This is a genomic window from Gemmatimonadota bacterium, from assembly GCA_016719105.1.
Taxonomy (GTDB): Bacteria; Gemmatimonadota; Gemmatimonadetes; order Gemmatimonadales; family Gemmatimonadaceae; genus SCN-70-22.
In genome coordinates, this window is the sequence record JADKAQ010000020.1 from 59,976 (window position 1) to 79,868 (window position 19,893).

Sequence of the window (19,893 nt, forward strand, 5' to 3'; positions counted from 1 at the left end):
TCCCGGAGCCGCCGATCCCTGGCTGGAGGACCGTCGAGACCTGCCAGCGAGGAGCGGGAAATCCGAGTGAAGTTCACGGCCTTTTCAGGAGGGGCGCGGAGGGTGCGGCGTCTGCCGAGGGACGAGTGAAACGCAGGGATCGTTTCGAGCTGCGTGGCGACTGTCAGCGCGGGGGACGATTATTCCTCACCCATGCCGCTGTCGCTGCTCACCGCCCCCCGACTCACCCCCCTGCTGGAGCACCTGGCCGGCGGCTTGGCACGCGCCCCGCTCCCGCCCCGGGAGGAGGAGGTGATCGTCGTGCAATCGCAGGGGATGCGACGCTGGCTGACGTTGCAGCTTGCGGACCGGTTCGGCTGCGCGGGGTCGCTGACGATGCCCTTTCCGGCGACGTTCGTGCGGGAGCTGTCGCGGTCGATCCTGGGGGAGCACGCCGGCCGCGATCAGCAGGACCCATTCTCGCGCGACGCGCTGACCTGGCGCATCGATGCGATGCTCGACGCGCTCCCCGCGGGCGACGAGACCTTCGCCCCGTTGCGCACCTACCTCGCGCGGGCCGACGACCGGACGCGTTTTGGGCTGGCAGCGCAGGTGGCGGCCCGATTCGACGACTACCAGATGTTCCGGGCCGACATCCTCGATCGGTGGGAAGCTGGCGACGACTACCCGGGGACATCACATGGGCGCTGGCAGGGGGCGCTCTGGCGGCGGCTGCGCGCCGAGGCGGGGGACGGGACGCCGCACACGGGGAACCGGTTGCAGCGCCTGATCGAGACGTTGCAGCGCGCCGAGTCGAGCGGTGGCCCGGGCGACGCGCCGCACGGGCTTCCGTCGCGGGTGACGGTCTTTGGCGTGAGCACGCTTCCCCCGCTCTTCGTCGACCTCCTGTTCGCCATCGCGCGGCACCGCCCGGTCACGGTCTACTCGGCGGCGCTCGAGGTTGCGGCGTCGCATCCGCTGGCGCTGGCCTACGGCGGGCAGTCGCGCGAGTTCGTGGCGGAGCTGGAGGGGCGCGGGGCGGCGGTGCAGCGCGTGGGGGAGGTGCCTAACGGAGCGGGAGTGCTGGCGCGGCTGCAGCGGGAGCTGGCCACCGACGATGCCGGGACCACCCCGCTGGAGCTGGCGTGGAGCGACGACTCGCTGCGCGTGCACGACGCGCACGGTGCGATGCGGCAGCTGGAGGTGGTGCGCGACCAGTTGCTGGCGGCGCTGGCCGCCGACGACACGCTGCGTCCGCACGACCTCCTCCTGCTCGTCCCCGACGCGGCGGAGTGGGCGCCGACGGTGGATGCGGTCTTCGGCGTCTCGGTGCAAGGGGCGCCGCGCCTCCCGTATCGCATCGCCGACCGTCCGTTGCGACGCGCGCAGCCGGCGGCCGAGGCACTGGCGCGGCTGCTGTCGCTGGAAGGGGGGCGGCTGGAGCGGAGTGCCGTGCTCTCGCTGCTCTCGCTCCCACTCGTCAGGCAGGGGGCGGGGCTGGCGGCGGGCGACGTGGAGTGGGTCGAGTCGGCGCTCGAACGGGCGAACGTCCGCTGGGGATACGACGGGGCGGCGCGCTCGGCGCTCGGCTTCCCCGACTACGAGGAGGCGAGCTGGCGCGCGGGGCTCGATCGGTTGTTGTTAGGCGTGGTGGTGGGGCGGGTGGACGACGAGGTCCTGGGGTTGCTCCCCGAAGCGGGGGACATGCTGGGCGAGCCCGAGCTCCTGGCGACGTTTGCGCGCTGGGTCGACGACCTGGCGGAGATGCTGGCGCAGTGGCGACACGAGCGCTCGCTCGCCGATTGGACGGCGACGCTGATCGGCACGATCGAACGGTTCCTCGCGCCTGACGACACGTACGAGCAGCAGATGGTGGGGGCGGTGGCGGCGACGATCCGCCGGCTCTCGGCGCTTGGGGAGGTCGCGGGTTACGACAAGACGGTGAAGTTCGCCGTGGTGCGCGACTGGCTCGAGACGGAGCTCGACGACGAAGGGTTCGGGAGCGGCTTCCTGCAGGGGGGGATGACGGTCGCGGCGCTCAAGCCGATGCGGTCGCTGCCGTTCCGCGTGATCGCGATGGTGGGATTGGATGACGGCGTCTTTCCGCGGCGCGACCGGCGTTCGGCGTTCGACCTGCTGGAGCATGAGCGACGCGCGGGGGATCGTGACCTGCGCAGCGACGACCGGCAGCTCTTCCTCGATACGCTGATGGCGGCGGAGGGGCGGCTGATTCTCGCCTATGGCGGCCGGGCGGTGAACGACAACTCGCCGCGGGCGCCGTCGGTGGTGATCGATGAGTTGCTCGATCATGTGGGGCGGCGGGCGACGCTTGCGGCTGGCGGAGGGGGGCAGGGTGGGACCGCGGAGAACACAGAGGACGTGGAGAACACGGGGGGAGCGGAGAACGGTGCTGAGGATGTGGCGCGCAAAGTGATGGTCGTGCGGCATCCGTTGCAGCCGTTCTCGTCGGCGTACTTCGGGGCGGGGAAGGATGCGCGGCTCTTCTCGTATTCGAGGGAACAGGCGGGGGCGGCGCGGGCGCTGGGCAACCGGCGCGACGAGGAGTCGCCGTTCGTGGTGGGGGAGGTGGAGGCGCCGGATGACGGGGCTTCTGGGATCTTCGCGCTCACGCTTCGGAACCTCACTGACTGCTGGACCAATCCGTCGAAGTTCTTCTGCACGCGCACGCTGCGTATCTACCTGGGGCACGAGCTCGAGGAGGCGTCGGACGAAGAGACCTTTGCGCCAAACTACATGGAGCAGGGGGGGATTCGTGCGCGCATGCTGGCGGGGGCGCTGGCGGGGACGCGCGATGCGGTGGCTGAGGAGCGGCGGTTGATCGCCGATGGCTCGTTGCCGCCGCGCGAGTTGGGGCGGGCGTGGCATGTCGACCTGTGGAGCGACGTCGCGCTGGTGCTCGCACAGTTGCCGAACGACGAGTCGGCGGCGACGATCCCCATCACGCTCGAGGGTGATGGCTGGCGGCTCACTGGGCGCATCGATGGCGTGCGCGGTGCGCAGCGATTCGCGGTGCGCGCCGGGTCGATGGGGGCCGACCACTACCTGCGCGCGTGGGTCGAGCACCTGGCCATGCTGGCGGCGCGCGAGCAGGGGGATACGTCGCTCCCCGACACCACCGTCCTCGTGTGGCGCGAGCGGGACAAGGTGAAGTCGCTGCGGTACGGGCCGGTGCCTAACGCTATGCCCCGGCTGGCGGCCCTGGTCGAGTCGGCGCGCGACGGGATGCGCCGCCCGCTCCCGTTCTTTGCCAGGGCGGGCTACGCGTGGGGGGCGTCGACCTTCGTGCAGCCGCCGGGCGAGCAGGGAAAGGGGAAGGGCAAGGGGAAGAAGACGGCCACAGCCGCGACCAAGGACCCGCGAGACGAAGCGACGAAGGCGTATCACGAGCAACCCGCGGACTACTCGTCAGGCGGCGATGCGCAGGACGCCTACGTGGCGCTCTGCTTTCGCGGGATCGACCCGATGGTCGAGCTGTGGGACGACTTCGAACGACTGGCCGAGCGGCTCTTCGATGGGTGGCGGCAGGCCATGCTGGAGGGCGAGGGATGACCGGGCAGACGCCAGCGCCCTTCCGTGCGCTCGAGGTCGCGCTCGATCCCGGGATCACGCTCGTCGAGGCGAGCGCGGGGACGGGGAAGACCTTTGCCATCACGCGTCTCCTCCTGCGCCTCCTGCTCGAGCGGCGCGTGGAGTCGCTGGCGCGCATCCTCGTCGTCACCTTCACCGAGAAGGCGACGCAGGAGCTGGTCACGCGCATCCGCAAGACGCTGCGCGAGGCGGAGCGGGTGTGGAGTGCGTCGCCACCGCCGCGCACCAGCCGCAACGACGACCTGTTCGTCCTGCGCGAACGTCACGGCGACGCCGGCAGAGCCATCGTCGACGAGGCGATGCGGTCGCTCGATGACCTCGCCGTCTTCACCATCCACGGCTTCTGCCAGCGGGTGCTGGGCGAGAGCGCGCTGGAGAGCCGGATCCCCTTCCGCACGACCTTCATCGAGGACGACACCGAGCCGTTCGGGCGTGCCGCGCGCGATTGGGCGCGCAAGCGCCTCATCAACGATGCCGCCGACGCCACCCTGGTCGCCGAGCAAGGAAAGCCGTTCGAGCCGTGGGTCAAGAAGCTCGTGATTCCCTATCGTCGCCACGAGGCCTCGCGCATCGCCTTCGACTCCGCGTCGCGCGAGCAGGGGTTGCTGGCACACTTCACGTCGGTGGTGCACGAGTCGTTCGAGCGGGAAAAGGAGCGGCGTCACCTGCGCGGCTTCGACGATCTCCTGCGCACGGTGAAGCGCGTCCTCGAGGAAGAAGGGAGCGAGGGGCCGCTCGCCCAGCGCATTCGCTCGCGCTTCGGCGCCGCCCTCATCGACGAGTTCCAGGACACCGATCGCACGCAGTACCCGATCTTCTCCAACGCCTTCGCTGGCTGTCCGCTCTTTCTCATCGGCGATCCCAAGCAGTCGATCTATCGCTTTCGCGGAGCCGACATTCGCGCCTATCTCCGGGCGGCCAGCGAATCCGACCGTCGCTTCACCCTGATCCAGAACTTCCGCAGCAGCGACGCCTACGTGCGCGCGGTCGAGGCGCTCTTCACGCGCCAGCCGACGCCGTTTCGGGTGAGCGAGGGGGAGATCGACTTTCCCCGCGTGTCGGCGGCGACCACGCCCACCGCGCCCGGGACGATGGCGACCGATGGGGGCGCGGCGCTGGAGTGGTGGTGGGTCGACGGGAGCCACGGCAGCAAGGGCTTTGCGTCGAAGGAGAAGGCGCGCACCATCATCTTCGAGGAAGTCGCGCACGAGATCGTGCAGCTGCAAGCGCGTCATGTGGCCTACGGAAAGATCGCCGTCCTCATGCGTACCAATGCCGCGGCGCGCGACCTCAAGCGTGTGCTCGACCGGGCGCACATTCCGGCGGTCATCGGCGGCGATGAGGACGTCCTCGCGTCGGAGGAAGCGGACGAGCTGGTGCGCGTCGCCACCGCGATCGCCGAGCCGGGCGACGGGAGTGCGGTCCGCTCGATGCTCGCCACGCGGCTCTGGGGGGGCACGGCCTCGGAAGTCGCCTCGATGCTGGGCCCGGCGCAGGAGGCGACGTGGCAGGCGATTGTCGAACGCCTGATGGCGGCGCGCGAATCGTGGCGCCTGCGTGGTTTCGCGGTCGCGATGGGAGAGCTGCTCGCCGAGCGCGACATGGCGGCGCGACTGCTCGCCATGCCCGACGGCGAGCGTCGGATGACCAACGTGCGGCACGTGATCGAGCTGCTGCACGACGAGTGGGCCGAGGCCTCGGTGCCGCCGGAGGGGTTTGCGGCGTGGATGGCCCGCGAGCGGACGGTGCCTAACGTTCCGGGGCGGCGCGAGCTGCGGTTGGAGACCGACAGCGCGGCGGTGCAGCTGCTCACCGTGCACAAGGCCAAGGGGCTCGAGTTCGACGTCGTCTTCTGTCCCGAGCTGTGGGACCGCAAGACGGAGAAGGAGGTAGCCTTCAAGGTCATCCCGGCCAGTGTGGTGGAAGGCGAGGAGGGGATCGTCGACCTGGGGAGCCCGGAGCACGCGGCGCGCCTGGCGACGATGACGAGCGAGACCGACCAGGAGGACCTGCGGCTCGCCTACGTCGCGCTCACGCGCGCGGTCCATCGATGCTACGTGGTGTTTGGGGAGATCGGACAGCCCACCAAGGGGTCGGGGCATGTGGCGGCGAGCAGCGAATCGTCACTCGGCTGGCTCCTGCGCGACCCCGAGAGCGGGACGACGAACCGGGTGACGCTCAAGGCGCTGGTCGACGGCAGCGGCGGGACGATGGCCTTTCGGGACATCGGCGACACGAAGCGCCATCCCAAGGCACCGGAGCCCGCCGCGAGCGCCGTCGTCCCCGCGCCGCGCGCGTTGCAGCTCGCGGCTCGTCAGCTCCACACCTGGCAGCTCACCTCGTTCACCGGGATCGTCGCCGACACGCACAGCGACGAGGGGCGCGACGTTGCCGATCCGCTCCTGCTGCCGAGCGAACCCGTCGAGCGCCCGGTGGTGACCGGCTTCCGCGCCTTCCCGGCCGGGCGACTGGGCGGTATCGCGCTGCACGACGTCTTCGAGTCGCTCGACTATGCGCGAACGGCCGAGCCGCGCACGCGCGAGATGGTGCAGCGCATTCTGGGGCGCCACGGGATCCTCGACGACGCGGCGACCGCGGAGGGGCGGGTGGAAGACGTGCTGGCGATGCTGCAGCGGGTCTGCGCCGCCCCGATTCCCGGCGCTGGCTTCGCCCTCGCAGAGGTGCCGGCGCGCGCGTCGATGCGTGAGTGGCGTTTCGACCTGTCCGTGCAGACGGCGTCGGTCAAGCGCATCGCCGACGTGCTGGCCGCGCACGGCTCGGCGCACGCGCGCGCCTATGTCCCGGTATTGCGCGGGCTGCGAGATTCCGCCGTCGGTGGTTACTTGAGTGGTGTGGTCGACATCGCCTTCGAGCACGACGGGCGGTGGTGGGTGATGGACTGGAAGTCGAACCACCTGGGGCACGACGACCAGGACTATGTCCCCGAGGCGCTCTCCAACGCGATGATGCAGGCCCACTACACGTTGCAGTACCACCTGTATTGCCTGGCGCTGCACCGGCACCTCTCGGTGCGGCAGCCCGGGTACGATCCGGCGCGCCACTGGGGGGGCGTGGGCTACGTCTTCCTTCGCGGCGTCACCGGCACGGGGGACAACGGCTGGTTCCGCGACACGCCGACGCCGGCGTTGCTCGAGGCGCTCGACGCGGCGCTGGGACGGCGGCGATGAGCGCGTCGGGGGAGGAACTGGTGCTGGGGGACGACGGCGGCTCGATGATCGCGCCGTTCGAGGTGCGCGACCTGCTGGCGGCGCTGCACGGCGAGCGGATGCTGGAGTCCATCGATGTGCAGCTGGCGGAGCTCTGCGTGCGCCGCGGCGAGATTGGGGAGGAGGCGCTGGCCGTGGCGCTGGCCACCGCGCTCACCAGCCGCGCGCGCCGCGAAGGGCACAGCGCGCTGGCGCTCGACCAGCTGGCGCGGCAGGCGCGCAGTGCGGTGGCGCTCGTCATCGCGGCGGTGGAGGAAGCCGGCGGCCCCGTCCCCGACACGCTGCCGAGCGGCGACGAAGGGTGGTGGCGCGATGTGCTCGGGCGTTCGCGCATCGTGGGCGACGGCGCCAGCACGCTGCCGCTGGTGCTGCGCGACGGGCTGCTGCAGTTCCGCCGCTACTTCGACGCCGAGCAGCGCATCGCCCGCCACGTGCAACGCCTGGTGCAGGTGAGCGCGAGGACCGGGGGCGACGCCTTCTCCATCATTACCGGCGGCCCCGGGACGGGGAAGACGACGCAGGTGGCCAAGCTGCTGGTCGACCTGAGCGTCGCGCGCCCCGGGCTGCGCGTGGCGCTCGCGGCCCCCACGGGAAAGGCGGCGGCGCGCCTCACCGACTCCATCCGGCAACGGCTCGACGCCATCGAGAAGGAGACGGGGACGCGTGCCCCATTCCCCGGCGAGGCGCGCACGCTGCACCGCCTCCTGGGGTACCAGCCGCAACACGACACCTTCCGCTTCAACGCCACCGATCCGCTCGACGACGACCTCGTCATCGTCGACGAGGCGAGCATGGTGGACGTGCTCCTGCTCGATGCGTTGTTGCGCGCCCTCAAGCCCGGCGCGCGCCTCATGCTGGTGGGCGACCACAACCAGCTGGCTTCGGTCGACGCCGGCGACGTGTTAGGCGCCCTCTGTCGTTCGGCGCTTGCCGACGGCGAAGGGACGCCGTTGCGGAAGAGCGTCGAGTGGCTGCAGCACAGCTGGCGGTTCGAGAAGCATCCGGCCATCGGGACGCTCGCCGCGGCGATCCTCGGCGGCGACGCCGACGCGGTGCTGCGCAGCTGCGCCGACTCGACCGCGAGCGAGACGCAGCTGCGACCGCCGGCGCCGAACACCGATGCGCTGGTCGAACCGATCGTCCCCAACCTCGAGCGCTGCCTCGCGGCGACGACGCCCGGCGAGTTGCTGGATGCGCTGGATGCGTTCCGCATCCTCGCACCGGAGCGCGAAGGGCGGCTGGGGGTGAGCGGGATCAACGCCGCCGTGGAGCGCTGGCTGTCGAAGCGCGGGCACTCGGTGAAGGACCACTGGTACCATGGGCGCCCGGTGCTCGTGACGGCCAACGACTACACGACGGGTGTGTTCAACGGCGACATCGGCGTGGTGTGGCGCGACGACGAGAGCGGGCGGGCGATGGTGCACTTCCGCGCCAACGACGGGACGATTCGCGGCCTCGCCCCCACGCGCCTCCCGGCGTGCGAGACGGCGTGGGCGATGACGGTGCACAAGTCGCAGGGGTCGGAGTTCGACGACGTGATGGTCGTAGTCCCCGACTACGACAGTCGCGTGATGAGCCGCGAGTTGCTGTACACCGCAGCGACGCGGGCGCGGCGCGGCGTGACGCTGGTGGGGAGCCACGCGGCGATCCGATCGGCGGTCGGGCGCACGACGGGACGGATGAGCGGGCTCGAGGCGCGGATGCTCGAGGCCAAGGGGGGCGCACCGGTGCAGGGGACGGGGAGCGGAGCCAATGACAACGTGGGTGCCTGACGAGGACGACGACCTTCCGCCGGTCCCGGCGGGGGCGGGGAATGTGAAGCTGCAGCGGTGGGTGGACCTGGTGGCGGCGCTGCTCTCGCGTCACGCGCCGGCGTCGTTCCTCGAGCTGGCGGGTGATGTCCCCGCCTACGCGTTGCGGCTGGAGGCCCACGAGCGCGAGCCCGACCCGCGTGCGCGCGCGACCATCATGGACTCGCTCAAGCGCACCTTCGAGCGCGACAAGGACGAACTGCGTGCCTTCGGGATCCCGATCGAGTCGCGAGAGGATGGCGATGGCGCGGTCAACGGCGTGTACCAGCTCAAGCGCACCGACTTCTATCTCCCGTATCTCTGTGTGGCCGCCCCCGACGGGGGAGTGACGATTCCCCCGAAGGTCGACAGCTACGGCTACCAGGCGCTCAAGTCGCTCACCTTCGACGCCGACGAGCTGCAGGCGGTCGTCGATGCGGCGGCGGGTGTGCGGGCGCTTGGTGAGCCACTGCTCGCCTCGCACGTGGAGAGCGCGATGCGCAAGCTCGCCGTCGACCTTCCACTCGGCAGTGCGCTCCCATCACCCGACGCCCCCGCGTTGCTCGCGCCGCGCCCGCGCGCCAGCTCGGCGACCTTCGAGGCGTTAGGCGATGCACTGCGGCGCCGGAAGGTGGTCACGTTCGACTATCACGCGATGTCGAGCGATCGCACCGACGTGCGCGAGGTGGAGCCGTACGGGCTCTTCTTCCTCAGCGGGCACTGGTACCTGGTGGGGCGCGACCGCGGACGTGGTGAGCTGCGGAACTTCCGGCTCAACCGGATGGCACAGGCGACGGTGAACACCAGGAAGGCACAGAGTGCCGACTACGAGGTGCCGGCGACCTTCCGCCTGCGCGACCATGCCCGTTCGCGCCACGCCTGGGAGCTGGGGGACGGCGATGCCGTGCGTGCGGTGGTGGCGTTCGACGGAGGATCTGGGCCGACGATGGCAGCGATGAAGCTGGGGGCGGCGGTCGAGGGCACCCCCACGCACCGCACCTTCGACGTGCGTCGCATCGACGCCTTTGCCCGGTGGCTCCTCTCGTTCGCCGGCGAACTCACCCCCAAGGCGCCCGCCGCGCTCGTCGCCGCCTACCGCGAGGAGGTAGGCGCCACCGCGGCGATATACGACTCCCCTGCGGCGACGGCGACGATCGCGGCGGCGGGCGGCGCCGACACTGCGACAAAAGCTGGAAAGCGAGGCGCCGCCGAGAAGGCCTGGGAACCCAAGGGGGCCGCGGCGCAGCTGCGGCGCATCCTCCACCTGGTGCCGCATATCGCCAACGGTGAGGAGCTGGCGCTGCACGAGGTAGCGGCGCGCCTGGGGACGAGCGTCGAAGAGCTGCAACGCGATCTCTACTCGCTCGTCGATCGCTACGACATGCCGGGGGGCTTCGTCGAGGGGGTGCAGCTCTATGTCGGATCCGACACCGTCTCGGCGGTCACGAACCACCTGCGCCGCCCGATGCGCCTCACCGTGGCCGAACTGTGCGCCCTGGAGTTGGGGCTGGCGGTGCTGCGCTCGTTGCGCGCTCCCGACGAACGGCAGGCGCTCGAGCGGGCACGCGAACGGCTGCGGGCGGTGATCGCGCGCCTCCCCGGCGACCCCATCCCCGACGGGTTGCACGGCGCCTCGCTGGGCGACGTCGGCAACACCGCGCACCTGGTCGTGGTACGTGAGGCGCTCCGGCAGGGGCGCAAGCTGCGCCTCGCGTATCGCCGGTCGGGGAGCCAGGCGTCGAGCGAACGCACCATCGCGCCGTACTTGCTGCTGTCGGCGAGTGGGATGCTGTACATCGTGGCCTTCTGCGAGCGCGAGCAGACGACGCGCCTCTTCCGCATCGATCGCGTCGAGTCGGTGGCACTCATGGACGAGACGTTCGAGCGTCCCGACGCCGCGGTCCTCGACACGCTGCTGCGCGAGCGCCGGGCCTTCCAGGGCGACGGCGCCCCCACCATGCGCGTGCGCTACTCGCCGCGCATTGCGCGATGGATCGCCGAGCGGGAGGGAAAGGCGCTGGCGGCTGACGGATCGCTGGAGATGGAGCATCCGCTCGCCGACTGGGAGTGGGGGATGCGCCACGTGCTGCAGTACGGGCGAGACGCCGAGGTGGTGGAGCCGGCGGCGCTGCGGGAGCGGCTCAAGGCACGGCTCGACGAGCGACTGGCGGTGCTGGCGCGGTAGTCGTGGTCGCCGCGTGCGCGGCGACGTCGAACCGACTGTCAGAGGGGGGCCCTACACTACGCCCGGCAACTGAGGGAGGCAGCACGAACCTCGACGCCGGGAGGGAGCATGAGTGTATGGGTCCATTCGCTGTCGCTGGTTGTTCCGAAGCAGATCCTCGAGCAGAGGTATCCCGGGGGTGTGACGCCCTGCTGGTGGCGCTGTCGTCGTTCGCGCGCTACCCGCGCACCTACTGCGAGGCCGACGAGCGCCTCGTCTGCATGACCTTTCGCGACGAGGGGCACCTCGCGCCGGTGCGCGATCACCTGGTGGCCGCGGGGCTCACGGAGTGCGTCGATGGCGACTTCATCGACTTCGCCTGCGTCGAGCCGATGCACGGTCCAACCGCGCCGTGCGAGTGGTTGATGTGGCGCATCGACGAGGACGGGCGCACCATCGCGTGGCACGCGAGCGGTGAGGAAGGACCGTGCTGGATCCCGTCAGAGGCGAATGCCTTCGAGGAATCGGTGCCGCAGCACGAGCTGCGGCTGGCCTGCGAGAACGGCGTGGAGACGTGGCTCGACTTCCGCACCGGGGCGCTCACGTGGCAGGTCCTGGATGAGGGGGAGTCCAGCGACGGAATGCCGGACGCGACCGACGGTGGCGATGACGATGCGGTCATTGACGAGTCGCCGTGCGACGAGTCGGTGCTCGACGAGTTGCGCCTCGACGCCGGCCACGGCCCGGCGTTGCTGCGGATCGTGGCGGCCACGCTCCGGAAGCATGCGCGGCACGTGCATCGCCTGACGCCCACTGCCTTCGGCTTCCGCGCGCGGCAGTCCGGGGCCAGCTACGACGTGATCGTCACGGCGCAGGAGGAGACGCAGGTGGTCGCCGTGTACGTCACGCACCCGGTGCACCTGCCCGCGTCGTGTCGCGCCGCGCTCGCCGAGGCCATCACGCGCATCAACTGGCGGCTGGGCGTGGGGAGCTTCGACCTCGACGTGGACGGCGGCACGCTGCGCTATCGAACCGCGGTCGACGTGGAGGGAGGGGCGCTCGTGCCGACGATGGTGCACAACATGATCGGGACGTCGCTGTACACGATGGAGCGGTTCCACGCGGCATTCATGCGCGTGGCGTGGGGTGGGATGCCGGCACGGGAGGCGGTGGCCGAGGTGGAGGGTTGGGAGGAGGGGTAGCCGCCGCCTGGTGCGGTCGAGGGGTGTCAGACCTCGGCCGCACCGTACCGTGACGCGACCGCGGCAGCGCGCGAGCGCACGGAAGTGCCGGTGCAGGTGGCCGCGGCCAGGGGGTCGCGTGCAGAGGCGATAACTCAACGGGAGGGGAAGAGAGCGATGACACGATCGATGCTTCGATGGTCCGCGATGCTGTCGCTGGCGATTGCTGCACTGGCGACGCCGGCGATGGCACAGCAGCCGCAGGAACGCAAGGGATTCTGGTTCAACGTGGGACTCGGCGCGGGGAGCCTCGGGTGCGATGACTGCGACTCGCGAGCCAACGGCCTGTCCGGGCAGTTGTCGTTAGGCGGCACGCTCACGCCGCGGCTCCTGCTGGGGGCGGGGACCAACGGCTGGACCAAGAGCGAGGATGGCGTGACGCTCTCGATGGGGAGCCTCGCGGCGTTGGTGCGCTTCTACCCCTCGGCCACTGGTGGCTTCTATCTCACCGGAGGGCTCGGCGTCGCCACACTCGACCTGGGGGTGTCTGGCTACGGCTCCGCCTCGGACACGGGGGTGAGCGCGCTCCTGGGGGTGGGCTACGATATTCGCGTGGGGCGCAACGTCAGCCTCACACCGTTCTGGAACGGGATCGGCGGGAGCTTCGACGGCTACGGCGCCAACTTCGGCCAGATCGGGGTGAGCCTCACGGTGCACTAGCGCTCGCGGTCGGTGCAGTGGAGCACACGCCGGACGGCGCCCTGCCGTCCGGCGTGTGCCGTCTCCTCTCGCGCCGCGCCGAGCGCGGTGGGGCGCGAGGAGGCATGCTGATCCGCCACGGGTGTGTGGGCGGCGCGACGAGCATTCGCGTGCCTCGTGTGCAGCTGACGGCGTGCGCCGACCGGCGCGTCGGTCGCGCTCAGCCCTGGAGGAGCGTCGCCAGCTCGAGGATGAACGCCTCGGACGCCCCCGCCGGCTGCCACGTGAGTGACTGCGTCTCAATGACTGGAAAGGTCGCCTCGGGCGTCCACACCTCGGCGCGGCGCTGGTCGATGTCGATCAGCCAGTAGAGCGGGACGCGCATCTCCTGGTACAGGCGGCGCTTCGTGAAACGGTCGTAGCGCGCGGTGGTGGGGCTCAGGACTTCGATGACGAGAGAGAGCTGCTCGACCTCGCCCCAGTCGCGGACCCGCCCGAGGTGCGGCGGTACGACGAACAGGTCGGGCTGGACGAGGACATCCGGGAGCCCGCCCCACGAGATGTCGGCAGGGGACATGAGCGCCTCTCCTGCGCTGCGCTCCTCCAGATAGCGAGCGAGCGCGACGAGTAGCCGTGCAATCGCACGCTGATGCCGGGCCTGCGGCGCCGGGCTCACCAGCAACTCCCCGTGCACCAGCTCGTAGCGGTTCCCGTCCTCCGGGAACGCGAGCACTTCTTCCCTCGTGTAGAACCGATCGAGCGCGGCAGGCATGGACATACGATCTGCTCGGCTCGGCCGAGGGCGCAAGGGTGGTGGGGGCGCAGGCGCATGGCGCATAGTTGCCCGGCCCCAGCGAGGCGACGTCATCGTTTCGTTGCGCACCGGCGCATGTGCGCGGGGGTGCGCGGCGCGCAAGGGTGCGCGCGGCGCGCAAGGGTGTGCGCGGCGCGCAAGGGTACGGCGCCGGCCGCACAGGTCGGGTTGGCCGCGCCGATGTAACGGTCGCCCTGAACGACCCGATGCTCTGGCGCCGCGCGCAAGCGGGCGCGAGCTTGGGCACCGCCCCCCAGTCGGACTCGGTGCCTCAGGCCCCCGCGTCCCCCCTCAGACGTTCCGGCAGGCCGGTTGTCGATGCGCGACGGTATCCAGCACCCGGACGACGGCGCGGGCGATGTCGCCGACCGCGCGGCACTCGACGCGCTGTTCAGCGACGCCTACGAAGAGCTGCGCCGCCTGGCCGCCGCCGTCAGTCGCCACGATCCGAGCGCCACGCTGAGCCCCACGGCGCTGGTCAACGAGGCCTGGATCAAGCTCGCCGATTCGCCGCACGTGGCGCGCACCTCGCGCCTCCACTTCAAGCGCATCGCCGCGCGCGCCATGCGCCAGGTGCTCATCGAGGCGGCGCGCCGGCGGCAGGCCGACAAGCGCGGCGGAGGCGCGGACTTCGTCACCTTCGAGGATTCGTTAGGCGGCACCAGCACGGCGGCCGACGAGGTCCTGGCCATCGACGCCGCGCTCGACGAGCTTGCCCGCCTCTCGCCCCGCCAGGCGCAGATGATCGAGGCGCGCTTCTTCGGCGGCTTCGACCTCAGGGAGACGGCCGAACTGCTCGAGGTCTCCGAGGCGACGATCGTGCGCGACTGGCGTGCCGCGCGCGCGTGGCTGGCCACGACGCTCGATGGGGGGCGTTAGGTGGAACCGGGAGACGCGGGACACGGGGCGGGCGCGCGGTCGCCCGAAGGGGAACGCTTCGACCGGGTGCAGGCGATCTTTCACGCCGCCGTCGACCTCCCGGTCGAGGCACAGGCCAAGTTCGTGGCGACGGCGTGCGGCGACGACGTCGAGCTGCGGCGTGCGGTGACGCGAATGCTGGCGGCCGACTCGGTGAACGACTCCCCGGTCGACGGCGACGCCTCGCGGCTCGCGGCCATGCTCCTGGGCGACCGAGCCAACGCCCCACTCCCCCCGCACAACTTCGGCCCGTATCGCGCGGTGCGCGTGCTGGGAGAAGGGGGGATGGGGGTCGTCTACCTGGGGGAGCGCAGCGACCTGCAGAGCGTTGCGGCCATCAAGATCCTGCGCGATGCGTGGGCGTCGATGGCGCGACGCGAGCGATTCCTCACCGAGCAGCGCACGCTGGCCCAGCTCAACCACCCGGCCATCGCGCACCTCATCGATGCGGGATCGCTCGCCGACGGGACGCCGTGGATCGCGATGGAGTACGTCGACGGGAAATCGCTCACCGATCACTGTCGCGAGAACCACTCCCCGCTCCGCCAGCGATTGCAGCTGGTGCGCGCCGTCTGCGAGGCGGTGCTGCACGCGCACCAGCACCTCGTGATCCATCGCGACATCAAGCCGTCCAACGTCCTCGTGCGCGCCGACGGGACGGTGAAGCTGCTCGACTTCGGGATCGCCAAGCAGCTCGAACCGGCCCATGCCGCGGTCGACGCGACGCGCACGGGACTCCGCCTCATGACCCCGGCGTACGCGGCCCCCGAGCAGGTGCGCGGCGAACGCGTGGGCGTGCACACCGACGTCTACTCGCTGGGCGTGCTGCTCTACGAACTGCTGGCCGGGACGGTCCCCTTCGATCTCTCCGACCGCACGCCGGCCGAAGCCGAGGCGATCATCACCGGCGAGGACCCGGTGAAGCCGTCACAACGCGCGCGCACCACCGGCGGCCGCGGCACCTCGGCGAGCCTCGCGCAGTGGGGCGACCTCGACGTGTTGTGCCTGACGGCGATGCACAAGGACCCGGCGCGCCGCTACCGCTCGGTCGACGCCTTCATTCGCGACATCGACCACTTCCTGGGCGGCGCCCCGCTCGACGCGCACCCCGATTCGGTGGGATATCGCGTCACGGCCTTCGCCAGGCGCAACGCACGTGCGGTCACCTCGGTGGCGGTGGGCGTGGTGGCGCTGGTCGCCCTGGTCACGTTCTACACGGTGCGCCTGGCGCAGGCGCGCGACGAGGCACGCCAGGAGTCGGTGCGCGCGCAGCGCATCCAGCGCTTCATGTCGTCGCTCTTCCAGGGGGGCGACGAGGCCGCCGGGCCCGCCGAGTCGCTGCGGGTGGTCACGCTGCTCGACAAGGGGGTGGTGGAGGCCCGCGGCCTCGACGCCGAGCCGGCGGTGCAGGCCGACCTCTACGCCACGCTGGGCGGAATCTACCGACAGTTAGGGGTCTACGACCGCGCCGATTCGCTCCTGGGGGTGGGGGTCGCGCGCTGGCGCACCCTCGCCGGCGAAGAGAGCCCGGAGGCCGCGCGCGCGCAGGTGGCGCTAGGCGACCTGCGCACCGACCAGGCGCGCTACGACGACGCCGAGCAGCTGCTGCGCGCCGGGATGGCGACGCTGCGCCGCACGCGCCCCGCCGACGATCCGGGGATCGCCGATGCCGGGATCGCCCTCGGGCGATCGATCACCGAGCGCGGCGAGCACGAACGGGCCATCGCCGTGCTCGACTCGGTGGTGGCCGAGCTGCGCCTGCGCGACAGCGCCTCCACGCAGCTCGTCGACGGACTCGAGGAGCTGGCGAGCGCGCACTTCTACGCCGGCAACTACGACGTCGCCGACTCGCTCAACCGCGACGTGCTCGCCCTCACCAAGCGCCTCTTCGGCGAGCGTCATCCGCGCGTCGCCAACGACCTCATGAACCTCGGCGCCACGGAGCAGGAGCGCGGGAACACCGCCGCGTCTGAGCGCTACTTCCGCGAGGCGCTGGCCCTCACCACAGCGTTCTACGGCGAGAACCACATCCTCACCGCGGGGAACCTGGTCTATCTCGGGCGCTCGCTTCTGGTGCAGAATCGGTATGCGGAGTCGCGCGGCTTCTTCGAGCGCTCGCTGGCCATCCGCGAGCGCGTCTTTGGCCCCATGCACCCGTCGGTGGCCAACACGCTCAACGAGATCGGGTCGCTGGCCATCCGCGAGTCGCAATACGCAGACGCCGAGCGGACGTACGCGCGAGTGCTCGACATCTATCGTCGCGCGTATCCGCCCACCAACTACCGCATCGGCGTGGCGACGGGCAACCTGGCCGACACGTACCTCTATCGGAAGGACTATCGACGCGCCGAACCGCTCTATCGTGAGGCACTGGAGATCTACATCGCCTCGCAGGGGGCTGAGCACATCAACACCGGGATCGGCTACCTCAAGCTGGGGCGCTGCCTGATGCGCAGCGGCCGCTTCAAGGAAGCGGTCCCCCAGACCGAGCGCGGCTACGCAATTGTGGGCAAGGTCGCCGCGCCGGAGAACGGCTTCATGCAGGCGGCGCGGCTCGACCTGTCGATCGCGCTCGACTCGTTAGGGCGGCGCGAGGAGGCGGCGCGCTACAAGGCGGAGCGGGAGAAGTACCTGTCCAAGTGAGGTGCGGCGCCCGGCGCGCGCGGGGATCTCCCGCGACGCGCCGGACGTTTCCCACCCCCCCCCCCCACCACCCAACTACTTGTTGCCGCTCCCCAGCCCGAACGTCACCCCCACGTTGAGCGTCGAGGCCCCCGCCCCGACGTCGGCGTAGAGGGCGAGGCGCGGCTTGTAGAAGTAGCGGATGCCGGCGCGCCCGATGAAGTACACCCCGCTCGAGTAGTCGCCGGCGAAGTCGGTGCTCACGCTGCTGTTGCCCAGGCCCAGCCCGAGGAACGGGTCGAGCTTGGGGTTCCCCTTCACCTCGAAGTGGTAGTTGGCGGTGACGCCGAGGTTGAGGTAGCGGAAGTCGTAGTCGGTCCCGACGTAGCGGTTGTTGTAGTTCCAGATGTCGGCGCTGACCTGAATGCCGAGGACGCCGTTGCCCAGGTCGGGGAGGCGCTTGATGGCGCGCTCGAAGCGCCCACCAAAGGCGATCCCGGCCTCACCAATCCCGCCGAGCCCGATGGTGGGGCCGAGGTCCATGTAGCCGGGGGCGAAGAGCGCGCTTCCCGCTCCCTTGCCCTGTGCTGCCGCTGACGCGGGGGCGATGGCGAGTGCGGCGGCCGACAGCACGGCGATGGCGCGCGCGACGGACGCACGACGCCTGCGCGCGACGATGGCCGGCACGGTGAGCGCGAGCGGCGTGCGGTCAACGAGGGGATTGACGAAGCGGGGCATGCGGGACTCCTGCGAGGTGGGGGAGGGATGTTCGTGCGGGTGCACGACTCCCTATGCGCAGGAGCTCGGCGCCAGCGATCACCGCGGCGCGACGAAATGCTGGAGGTCGGCTACTCGGCGAAGAGCGCCGCGAGTTCTATGGTGAACGCCTCGGGCGCCCCCGCCGGCTGCCACGTGAGCACCCGCTCCTCGAACACCGGGAACTTCGCCTCCGGCGTCCAGACCTCGGCGCGGCGCGCGTCGAGGTCGATCAGCCAGTACAGGGGGACCTGCATTTCCTGGTAGAGGCGCCGCTTGGTGAAGCGGTCGTGGCGGGCGGTGGCGGGGCTCAGCACCTCGATGACGAGCGAGAGCTGCTCGACCTCGAGCCAGTCGCGGACCCGGCCGAGCTGCGGGGGGACGACGAACAGGTCGGGTTGGACGAGGACATCCGGGAGCCCGCCCCAGGAGATATCAGCAGGGGACATGAGCACTTCGCCGGCGCTGTGCTCGCCGAGGAAGGTGCGCAACGCGAAGTAGAGATCCCCGACCGCTCGCTGGTGCCGAGCCCGCGGCGCCGGACTCACCAGCAGCTCCCCGTGCACGAGCTCGTACCGGTTCCCGTCCTCCGGGAACGCGAGCACTTCCTCCCTCGTGTAATACCGATCGAGCGCGGCAGGCATGGACATACGATCTGCTCGGCTCGGCCGAGGGCGCAAGGGTGATGGCGCAGGCGCATGGCGCATGGTTGCACCGTGCGGGGCGCGCGCCGGCATCATTTCATTGCGCTCAGGAGCGATTCGCGTGCAGAAGCGCTAGTCCTGGAAGAGCGTCTCGAGCGCGAGCGTGAACGACGCGGCCGCCGCCGCCGGCTGCCACGTGAGCACCCGCGTCTCGATGACCGGAAAGGTCGCCTCCGGCGTCCAGACCTCGGCGCGGCGCGCGTCGAGGTCGATGAGCCAGTACAGGGGGACCTGCATTTCCTGGTAGAGGCGCCGCTTGGTGAAGCGGTCGTGGCGCGCGGTGGCGGGGCTCAGCACTTCGATGACGAGCGAGAGCTGCCGCACGTCGATCCACTCGCGGGCGGGATGGTCCTGCGGTGCCACGACGAAGACGTCGGGCTGCACCGTGACGTCGGAGCGCCCGCCCCAAGAAAGGTCTGATGGGGAGATGTGGAGTTTCCCCACCCCGTGCTTCGTCACGTACGGCGCGAGCTGGAGGGCGAGCGCGAGCACCGCATCCTGGTGCGACAGGCGCGGCGCCGGACTCACCAGCAGCTCCCCGTGCACGAGCTCGTACCGGTTCCCGTCCTCCGGGAACGCGAGCACCTCTTCCCTCGTGTAGTACCGATCGAGCGCGGCAGGCATGGACATACGATCTGCTCGGCTCGGCCGAGGGCGCAAGGGTGGTGAGGGCGCAGGCGCATGGCGCATGGTTGCACCGTGCGGGGCGCGCGCCGGCATCATTTCAGTGCGCTCAGGGGCAATTCGCGTGCAGCAGCGCTAGTCCTGGAAGAGCGTCTCGAGCGCGAGCGTGAACGACGCGGTCGCCGCCGCCGGCTGCCACGTGAGCACCCGCGTCTCGATGACCGGAAAGGTCGCCTCGGGAGTCCACACCTCGGCGCGGCGCGCGTCGAGGTCGATCAGCCAGTACAGGGGGACCTGCATTTCCTGGTAGAGGCGCCGCTTGGTGAAGCGGTCGTGGCGCGCGGTGGAGGGGCTCAGCACTTCGATGACGAGCGAGAGCTGCTCGACCTCGAGCCAGTCGCGGACCCGGCCGAGCTGCGGGGGGACGACGAACAGGTCGGGTTGGACGAGGACATCCGGGAGCCCGCCCCAGGAGATGTCGGCCGGGGACATGAGCACTTCGCCGGCGCTGTGCGCCTCCACATACCGCATCAACGCGAAGTGAAGCCGTCCGACCACTCGCTGGTGCCGCGTCCGCGGCGCCGGACTCACCAGCAGCTCCCCGTGCACCAGCTCGTACCGGTTCCCGTCGTCCGGGAATGCGAGCACTTCCTCCCTCGTGTAATACCGATCGAGCGCGGCAGGCATGGACATACGATCTGCTCGGCTCGGCCGAGGGCGCAAGGGTGATGGGGGGACGGCATCCCGCACCGTCGCACGTGGTGTGACGCGCGGCGTCACCATTCTCTTGCAGTCGGTGCCGAAAA

At 70.7% G+C, this 19,893-nt stretch carries 13 protein-coding genes; 8 read left to right on the plus strand and 5 right to left on the minus strand.

From position 1 onward, the window contains the following. The first annotated feature begins 192 nt into the window (after nt 1–192). The 6 genes from IPN47_19275 (at nt 193) to IPN47_19300 (ending at nt 12,670) form a co-directional block, all read left to right on the plus strand. The gene (locus tag IPN47_19275) at nt 193–3,549 is read left to right on the plus strand and encodes an exodeoxyribonuclease V subunit gamma (GenBank protein ID MBK9410142.1); all 3,357 of its coding nucleotides are present in this window, start codon (nt 193–195) and stop codon (nt 3,547–3,549) included. Next, a complete protein-coding gene (locus IPN47_19280; protein MBK9410143.1) occupies nt 3,546–6,776 on the plus strand; it encodes a UvrD-helicase domain-containing protein in 3,231 nt (1,076 codons plus the stop codon). The genes IPN47_19275 and IPN47_19280 overlap by 4 nt, the downstream gene beginning before the upstream one ends. Beyond that, entirely contained in the window at nt 6,773–8,587 is a 1,815-nt protein-coding gene (recD, locus tag IPN47_19285) for an exodeoxyribonuclease V subunit alpha (GenBank protein ID MBK9410144.1), read from the plus strand. The genes IPN47_19280 and recD overlap by 4 nt, the downstream gene beginning before the upstream one ends. Beyond that, entirely contained in the window at nt 8,580–10,790 is a 2,211-nt protein-coding gene (locus IPN47_19290) for a WYL domain-containing protein (protein MBK9410145.1), read from the plus strand. Before recD ends, IPN47_19290 begins: the two co-directional genes overlap by 8 nt. 194 nt (nt 10,791–10,984) lie before the next feature. After that, nucleotides 10,985–11,971, plus strand: coding sequence for a YbjN domain-containing protein (locus IPN47_19295; protein ID MBK9410146.1), 987 nt, complete (start codon nt 10,985–10,987; stop codon nt 11,969–11,971). Nucleotides 11,972–12,139: 168 nt separating this feature from the next. Further along, nucleotides 12,140–12,670, plus strand: a complete 531-nt coding sequence (locus tag IPN47_19300) for a hypothetical protein (protein ID MBK9410147.1) — start codon at nt 12,140–12,142, stop codon at nt 12,668–12,670. A gap of 199 nt (nt 12,671–12,869) precedes the next feature. On the opposite strand, the gene IPN47_19305 is transcribed toward IPN47_19300, so the two are convergent. After that, nucleotides 12,870–13,427 carry a Uma2 family endonuclease gene (locus IPN47_19305; protein ID MBK9410148.1) on the minus strand — a complete coding sequence of 186 codons (558 nt, stop codon included), beginning with the start codon at nt 13,425–13,427 and terminating at the stop codon, nt 12,870–12,872. 354 nt (nt 13,428–13,781) lie between these two features. Here IPN47_19305 and IPN47_19310 point away from each other — a divergent pair, with 354 nt between their 5' ends. Together IPN47_19310 and IPN47_19315 are read left to right on the plus strand one after the other, a co-directional pair. Beyond that, complete coding sequence (locus IPN47_19310; protein MBK9410149.1) at nt 13,782–14,342, plus strand: sigma-70 family RNA polymerase sigma factor; 561 nt, start codon at nt 13,782–13,784, stop codon at nt 14,340–14,342. Next, entirely contained in the window at nt 14,343–17,024 is a 2,682-nt protein-coding gene (locus IPN47_19315; GenBank protein ID MBK9410150.1) for a serine/threonine protein kinase, read from the plus strand. Between the two features lie 75 nt (nt 17,025–17,099). On the opposite strand, the gene IPN47_19320 is transcribed toward IPN47_19315, so the two are convergent. From IPN47_19320 to IPN47_19335, 4 genes are all read right to left on the minus strand, one after another. Beyond that, on the minus strand, nt 17,100–17,741 hold the full coding sequence (locus IPN47_19320; protein ID MBK9410151.1) for a hypothetical protein: 642 nt from the start codon (nt 17,739–17,741) through the stop codon (nt 17,100–17,102). 110 nt (nt 17,742–17,851) lie between these two features. Continuing rightward, a complete protein-coding gene (locus IPN47_19325) occupies nt 17,852–18,409 on the minus strand; it encodes a Uma2 family endonuclease (GenBank protein ID MBK9410152.1) in 558 nt (185 codons plus the stop codon). 126 nt (nt 18,410–18,535) lie between these two features. Next, on the minus strand, nt 18,536–19,093 hold the full coding sequence (locus IPN47_19330; GenBank protein ID MBK9410153.1) for a Uma2 family endonuclease: 558 nt from the start codon (nt 19,091–19,093) through the stop codon (nt 18,536–18,538). 129 nt (nt 19,094–19,222) lie between these two features. Beyond that, nucleotides 19,223–19,780: a Uma2 family endonuclease gene (locus tag IPN47_19335; GenBank protein ID MBK9410154.1), complete on the minus strand. Its 558-nt coding sequence runs from the start codon at nt 19,778–19,780 to the stop codon at nt 19,223–19,225. Between the last annotated feature and the right edge of the window lie 113 nt (nt 19,781–19,893).